We start from the raw sequence: 480 nt of genomic DNA on the forward strand, positions 1-480 counted from the left end.
ATTATACCCGGTGGATATAACTCATATTATTTATTTTTCCAGTTCTGGAAGGGTTATGCTTAAAAGATCATTTTTGACAGGTTTATAGAGTGTATCAAAAAAATAGCTGCCTAAAAAGTCACCTCTCTAGACAGCCCGGCTTCAAATAATAATTTTAGTGTAAGTGCGGTAAATTTTATTCCTGCGTCTCAGTAGTTGGCTCTCCTACAGGAACCTCAATTTCGGTGTAAAGGTCTTTTCCGGCTTCATCTATTCCGGTCCACAAAAAGAAAGTATAAGGCATATCCTCGTCAACCACCAGTCTAAAACTACCGGTCTTTTCCAGATCGTCACTTTCTTCCTGGCATACGGGTTCTCCAAATTTCTTTGCTGCAATTCCTGCCACATAGATCTTTCTTCGGCCGCTGCCATAAAGGGCTTCCCGTGAAGCATTGATGCCCTGGGGGATATGACAGGCGGTAGGCAGCACATAAGTGACTT

Annotated in this window: 1 protein-coding gene; it reads right to left on the reverse strand. The window is 42.3% G+C overall.

Annotation, left to right across the window (positions count from 1 at the left end; genetic code table 11):
• Positions 1–175: 175 nt before the first annotated feature.
• Positions 176–480, reverse strand: a 305-nt coding sequence (locus HC175_RS18010; protein ID WP_438865959.1) for a hypothetical protein, incomplete at its 5' end; no start/stop codon positions are given.

This window comes from Salinimicrobium oceani, assembly GCF_012037645.1.